General features: G+C 51.3%; 6 protein-coding genes. All 6 read right to left on the reverse strand.

All coding sequences use genetic code 11. The annotated features are described in order from the left end of the window. Window positions 1–13: 13 nt before the first annotated feature. The 6 genes from ONB24_01865 to ONB24_01890 all read right to left on the reverse strand — a co-directional run bounded on the left by ONB24_01865 (window position 14) and on the right by ONB24_01890 (window position 6,131). Window positions 14–1,084: a glycoside hydrolase family 5 protein gene (locus ONB24_01865; GenBank protein ID MDZ7314847.1), complete on the reverse strand. Its 1,071-nt coding sequence runs from the start codon at window positions 1,082–1,084 to the stop codon at window positions 14–16. An 81-nt stretch (window positions 1,085–1,165) separates the two neighbouring features. Continuing rightward, window positions 1,166–1,942 (reverse strand): phosphatase PAP2 family protein, encoded by a 777-nt coding sequence (locus ONB24_01870; GenBank protein MDZ7314848.1) that lies wholly within the window; start codon window positions 1,940–1,942, stop codon window positions 1,166–1,168. A gap of 92 nt (window positions 1,943–2,034) precedes the next feature. Continuing rightward, a complete protein-coding gene (locus ONB24_01875; GenBank protein ID MDZ7314849.1) occupies window positions 2,035–2,469 on the reverse strand; it encodes an acyl-CoA thioesterase in 435 nt (144 codons plus the stop codon). A 1-nt stretch (window position 2,470) separates the two neighbouring features. Further along, window positions 2,471–4,891, reverse strand: coding sequence for a fibronectin type III domain-containing protein (locus ONB24_01880; GenBank protein MDZ7314850.1), 2,421 nt, complete (start codon window positions 4,889–4,891; stop codon window positions 2,471–2,473). Between the two features lie 115 nt (window positions 4,892–5,006). After that, entirely contained in the window at window positions 5,007–5,348 is a 342-nt protein-coding gene (locus tag ONB24_01885; protein MDZ7314851.1) for an STAS domain-containing protein, read from the reverse strand. 45 nt (window positions 5,349–5,393) lie between these two features. Then, complete coding sequence (locus tag ONB24_01890; protein ID MDZ7314852.1) at window positions 5,394–6,131, reverse strand: hypothetical protein; 738 nt, start codon at window positions 6,129–6,131, stop codon at window positions 5,394–5,396. Between the last annotated feature and the right edge of the window lie 200 nt (window positions 6,132–6,331).

The raw sequence follows: 6,331 nt of genomic DNA on the forward strand, positions 1-6,331 counted from the left end.
CGGCATCCGCGCCTTATGAGGGCATCAAAGCCTTGAGCAGCAGCGGACGCCATGCGTTTTTGTCACGATCGTAGGCGCCGAATCCCGCGCCGAATTCCCAATAAGTCCACGAAATGCCCAGCCGTTCCGCCGTCCGCGCCACAAAGTCGGTCCAACGATAGCGCGAGTTGTCGTCGGCTTTGTAGTAGGCGCCGAATTCGCCCATATAGAGCGGCCGATTGTGGTTGCGACCCCAAGCGGCTGCGGCTTCAAAAGGATCGGTAATCGCCTTGCGTTCAGCAGCCGACCCCGTCCACTTGGTGCCCAGCCAATTCATGGCCTCGCTGCCTGCCCATTCGGCCCCTTGATGCGTAAATTGAAAGGGATCATAGAAATGAAAGGTGGCGATGATGCCGCGATCCTCCTCGGGCAGCTCCAGGGTGTTCAGCATGCGGATGCTGTTCCACTGCACCGGCCCGATGATTACCATCCGGTAAGGATTCGTCACGCGGATGATTCTGAGGACATCCGCGGCCATTTTATTCCAGATTTGAGGGGCGCTGTTAAAAGCGCCGTGCGGCTCATTCAAAATTTCGAAATAGACCTCATCAGGATAATTTTTATAGCGATCGGCGATCTGCCGCCAGAGCGCCTCCAGCCACAGTTGGTTGCCGGCAGGGTTCTCGTTCAATGCATCGAAATGGTGGTTGTTCAGAATCACGACGAGGCCGTTTTTCAAGGCTTCCTGCACGACATGATCGACGCGCTGGAAAAAGGCCTCGTCAATGAGAAACGGCGGCGCCGGCATCGAATGCGCCGACCAGGTCACCGGCAGGCGAACCGATGTAAATCCCGCTTCGGCAATAATGCGGAAATACTCGTCCTTTATGACCATCCCCCATTCGCCTTCATAGTTGGCCTCCAGCGCATTGCCCATATTGAAGCCGCGGCCGATCTTGGCGTTCATAGCAAAGGCATCGAGCGGCTGCGTTGACGGCGGAGCGAACGGCCAGGGCTGTTCGGGCGGCGCCTTGGGTTCACTGCTGCTTTTGCTGCAGCAAAAAATCGTCACCAACGCGATAGGCAAAAGCATCCAGCTTCTCATAGGCTCTCCAAAATGACAACCGTCAATACTAATCGGCTAATTTTAGCGATTTTTGCTGCTATTTCAAATGCCTTGTTTAAATCAAAAAGAGACGGTAAAGACAATCGACTGGGGAAAAGAATTAAGTGAAAGCGAAGACGTTTTTTTATGGACGTAAGGGATCGCATACCCGACGGCGCTGCCGACTACGGCGGCGGCCAGCACATCGCTGGGAAAATGTTTGCCGGCAGTTACCCGCCAGACGCCTACAGCCGAGGCGAGAGTCAAGGTTCCGCCCCAGATAACCGGCCTCAGACGCGAATCGGGATGATAGTCTTCATAGACTTTGGCGCTAAAGACGGCTGCCGCGAAGGCAGCCGATGTATGGCCCGAAAAAAAAGATTTCCGCGCATCTCGCGGCAGCTGTTCGGCGCGAGTTGGATCAATAGAGTAAGCGTAAGGCCGGACTCTTTTGACCGTCACTTTGGTGATTTCTGTCAATGCACCGACCGTAAACAGAGTCTGGGCATACATTGCCGCGATTTTCCCGCCGTCGCGGGACGGCCGATCGTCAAAAGCAAAAGCTGCCGGCAGCAGCAAGGCGACGCGCAGCCCCCAATCGCTGAGCTTTTGGCTGGTTTCGGAAAAGTGGGCGATTGCCGGTCGATCGAACGCATTGACGGATTCTTTTGACAAGTTTGCGATTTCCGTCGGGGTAAAAGGCTCGATGCGCCGATCCAGGACGGAGGCTATCCCTCCGATCACGGCGGCGCCGGCCAGGATCGAGCCGTCGGACCAAGAGAGCGGACGATAAGGCGAATCGGCTTTACACGCGGCGGCCGAAAGCACGGCAACAAGCAGGAAGCAGGCTGTTTTCATTATCTTTGGCGGAAGAGAGTTTGTAAAAGCTGCATAATGCTTGCTACATGAATGCGACCAATTAAAACGATCATCTAAGGCAAGCCATGCTGTCAGAGATTGGACAGAGTATTTTTGAACGAATCCGGCAGCCTGCAGACGCGGCGGGACGCATAATCAAAGCCTGCGAGTTCGGTGGTTCCGAAAGCGACGAGGCGCTTCGAATTTAACTCGGTCAGCTCATAGGCAAGGCGGAACCGCACGCGGCCGATTTCCTGCGGCCATACGGCGCAGACAAGCCTTTCACCTAAAAACGCCTCGCTTTTGTATTGAACGAACGCCTCGGTCTGCGTAAGCGACACGCCCTCGCCGATGTCCTTTTCTGATAAACCAAGGGAGTGCAGGAATCTCACGCGCGCCTCATGAAAAAAAGACAGCACGCGATCGTTGGCCAAATGGCCGCCGTAGTTCAAGTCGGTCACCCGCACTTCGATTTCGGTGACGAACCGCCGCTTTTGATCGCTAAATTCTGCGTGCTTGTCCCGCATTTTATTGCACTTTGATCATCTTGCGCGTCGCTTGATAGTCGCCGGCGCAGAGCTGGTACAGATAGACGCCGGTCGGCGCAGGACGACCCTGGTCGTCGAGCCCATCCCATGAAATACTGAAATAGCCGGCCTGAATCTCTTTGTCCTCCAGTGTGCGGATCTTGCGGCCTAAAAGGTCATATACCTGCAAAGTTAGCCGTCCCGTTACGCCCGCAGGAACTTCATAAGCAATGGTTGTCGAAGGATTGAAGGGATTCGGATAGTTCTGCAGCAGAGCAAAAGCGCGGGGCGCAGTCAGCACGATGCCGACTATACCGCTGTACTCATAGGCGCCGTTCGTGTCGATCTGTTTAAGGCGATACTGCAGGGAGCCTATCGGCGGCGCATCGACGAACCTGTATTCCCGAGCTTCGGCGGTCGTTCCGACACCGGCAACAAAGCCGATCTGCCGCCATTCGGTCTCATCGTTCATTCGTCGTTCCACGGCAAAGCCGAGGTTGTTCGTTTCGCTTTCGGTCCGCCATTTGAGTGCAACCTGCCGAGAAGGCAAAAGCTCGGCGGTAAAGGCAGCCAGCTCCACAGGGGTCGTGCTTTCGACGGCCACATTAGACAAGCCCGAGGTATTTTTAGCCAAATCCACGACATTGATGCGGAAATAATAGGTTGTTCCCGGAGCAAGTCCTGTGATGATGCACGTTTGCGTGGTTCCCGGAATACCGGGCGGCGGCGGTGCCTGCAGCGTATTTGCGTTTGACCACCACTCCCAATCGGTGCCGCCGGGCGGATCGTTCGGCGGTATGGTGCTGTAACGGATGACATAGTACCAGGCGGGACCGCCGGAATAGCCGTTGTCTCCCGGTGCGGTCCACGCCAACGTCACGGTGGTTTCGCTGCGGTCGATGACCCGCAGATCGACGATGCGCCCGGGCGGAATGTTGTCGACCGGCGCGCTATAATTTTGCCCTGTAATGCTGACCGTCATCGGCTGGATGTATTTGTTGTAGAAGGCCTGCATTTCCGCGCGCGTCATGTTTTGCGGCAGGTAGTAGCTTCGGAAGCGCATGTCGATGCTGAAAACAGGCTCGGCCGCGGTTTTTTTCCAATCATAGATTTGCAGGCCTGCATCGCCGTAAACCGGAACGCTGTTATCGGGAAAACTGTTTTTGAGATCAAAATAATAGAGAGCCGGCGAGCGGTTGGGCGCGATCCGCGTCCCGCGGAGAGTGGTAAAAGTGATGATCGAAGCGTTGCGAAAAGTTGTCGCGGTTCTGCCCGAAAAGCCGTACCAGTGGTTTCCCGGCCAATCAGCGGTGCCGAGCAGCTTTTTGTAGATGACGTTCACCGGCGAACCATTGACCAGAGTGTCGGAGGCCCCGGCGTCACTGACAAAATTATTGCCGAAAAAGAAAATGTTCATGGCGCTGGTATTGAACGCTTCGCTGAAAGAAAGATATTCGGTTTCCAAGGTTTTGATGGCGTCGCCGGCCAGGTTGAGAGAAAAAGCCGGCTCGAATTCGGAATAGTGAGGGTAATAAAAAGTTGTTATCGGAACTCGTGATGTATCGTCAAGGTTGGCCAAGTTATTATAGAATCGAATACCCATTACATGACGACGCAAAACACGAATGGGCCCTGGCTTTACCAACAACCTGCTTTGGTCATGGAAAGCTGTCGTTTTAATGGTAATATTGATGAAAGTATAGGTTAGCGTAATATTGTAATCCTTCATTTTTTCCCAAAAATGGATGTTGCTGCCAGTGGCGGTTACATTGTTCCCCTGGTAGGTCACCTGAACAGACAGCTTTTTGATGACGCCGCGGACACGCCAATTCTCCAATATATCTACATTATTGCCTACGATGGCCAGCGAATCCGGAAATCCGGAAGCGACTTCGGAATGGTGGGCTATGCCGTAAGTCAAACCGTAAACACGATCGTTTTTGTATGTTATGTATGAGACATCACTCTTCGGCAGGGTAGGGGAGTAAAAGATATAGGCGTAACCCGATTCGCCGGTTTGAAGATCGGTACAATTGATTTCGTATCGCGGAAAGAGTTTGGACGTTTCGTCGTTGGGCCATGCGGTCAGATCGGGAGCCTTGTCCTTCAAGTCCTTCGCCATGAACACGATCTCGTCCAAGGCGGTCAATTTACCATCCCCCCACCAATCTATCTCTTTGGCTTGAGGCGTCCCCTCTTTTTCTCTAAACTCATCGACCTGAAAAGGAATCGGCGACCAGGAAGAAGAAGCTTGATCGTAAACGAATACGCGCACCCCGTCGATCGTCTTGGACAGAAAACCGCCGCATTCCGCGCCGTGAACGGTTACAATTTCCATTGGCTTGTTGACGGCTGCCCGGGCTGTGTACAATCCGAACCCCGCCGTAAAAATGATGCAGCAGAACAAAATCTTTGTTTTCATAACGTACCCACCTATGAAAAGACCGTAAACGGCTAGCGTTTTCCCTCACGTCGCCGAAAAAATATGGGGCATCACTGCCCCATATTACCGGTTGCTTGCTTTTTACTTTGAAAAACTATTGATTGAAAGATGCTATCGCCTCTTCGACCGAATCATAGTGCTCAAAGGTGGTAATGATTTTTGTAATCATAAAAAGGCTTTTGACTTTTTCAGTTGCGCGGGCAACCTTCAATTCACCGCCGGCATTGCGCACGGTCGAAAGCGCGCTCATCAGCATGCCGATGCCTGAGCTGTTCATCCAGGTCACTCCGCCCAAATCTATGACCACCTTTTTTACGCCGTTGGCAACCAGTTCTTTAACTCTTTGGTGGATTTCAGTCGTCTCCGGCGCTCCCATCAGCTTGCCTTTTAACTCTAAAATGGAAACTCCGGCCCGCATATCTTCCTTGAAAGCCATACTTCTCCTCCTCTTTATGGTTTATTAAAAGTATCGCTTTTTTGATTACAAATCAACAGATTCTTCCTGTAATTTGCTTACGGCGGCCATTAAAGCTTTTCCCTTTTCATGATCGGGATTGGAGGAAAGCAGCTCTTCAAGCACGGCTTTCGCTTTAGGGTACCAGCCGCTCTCGGCATAATATTCGGCGATCCTGAACCAATTCTCGCCCAAGTACCCGTTCATTTGACTTGTCATTTGCTGCAGCGGGGCGGATTGCACATTTTTAAAGCTTTCGTATAAAAAAGAGCAAACAACGACATCCTGACTGAATAATGCAATAAAGTCAGCCAGCAGGCTGGATCCTTTTGCAATGAGATTATGGATTCGTTCAAAGTATTCGCGTAAAGACTTTTCAAGTTCCTTTATATTTTCGTCTTGATCAGCCCCATAATATTCAATCATGTACTGTAATTCACGCGCGACCATTACTTTGTGAAACATCAATCCAACATGATTAATAAAGGCCTGCTCGGTCTCGTTCGGAAGGCATTTCAGCGCTTTTTCATATTCCCTCTTTTGGGGGTCTGAAATCCTTTTGTAGATTAGATGCAAATCTTCTTTAACCCGAAACAACAAGTCACTCAGTTTCTTCAGTCTTGCAAAATTGATCTGACATCCTTCCGCAATCTCTTGATACAAGGATGAAAAAACCTCTATGGATTTAAAATAATTGCTCAATACGTTTTTTATGAGCCAGGATTGATGTCGAACAACATAGGGGCAAACAGTATTTGTCGCCATAGACTTTCCTCTCAAAATGCGGCGCCCGATATAACAGTGACGCTTGCAACATTTATTTCGATTGGCCTGCCTTTGATTTGTATAATGAATCGTATTCTCTCTAACAAAGGCGGTCAGAGTATGCCGTTTAAAATTTGCTGCCTATGTTTAATATAGGGTTTTTGGATGTAATTTTGAAATGAGCATGACCATGGAGCAGC

This window comes from candidate division KSB1 bacterium (assembly GCA_034505495.1).
Classification (GTDB): Bacteria; Zhuqueibacterota; Zhuqueibacteria; order Residuimicrobiales; family Krinioviventaceae; genus Fontimicrobium_A.

Coding starts and splice junctions, on each gene's coding strand:
- ONB24_01865 (MDZ7314847.1), bottom strand. CDS start 1,084: ATGAGAAGCTGGATGCTTTTGCCTATCGCGTTGGTGACGATTTTTTGC.
- ONB24_01870 (MDZ7314848.1), bottom strand. CDS start 1,942: ATGAAAACAGCCTGCTTCCTGCTTGTTGCCGTGCTTTCGGCCGCCGCG.
- ONB24_01875 (MDZ7314849.1), bottom strand. CDS start 2,469: ATGCGGGACAAGCACGCAGAATTTAGCGATCAAAAGCGGCGGTTCGTC.
- ONB24_01880 (MDZ7314850.1), bottom strand. CDS start 4,891: ATGAAAACAAAGATTTTGTTCTGCTGCATCATTTTTACGGCGGGGTTC.
- ONB24_01885 (MDZ7314851.1), bottom strand. CDS start 5,348: ATGGCTTTCAAGGAAGATATGCGGGCCGGAGTTTCCATTTTAGAGTTA.
- ONB24_01890 (MDZ7314852.1), bottom strand. CDS start 6,131: ATGGCGACAAATACTGTTTGCCCCTATGTTGTTCGACATCAATCCTGG.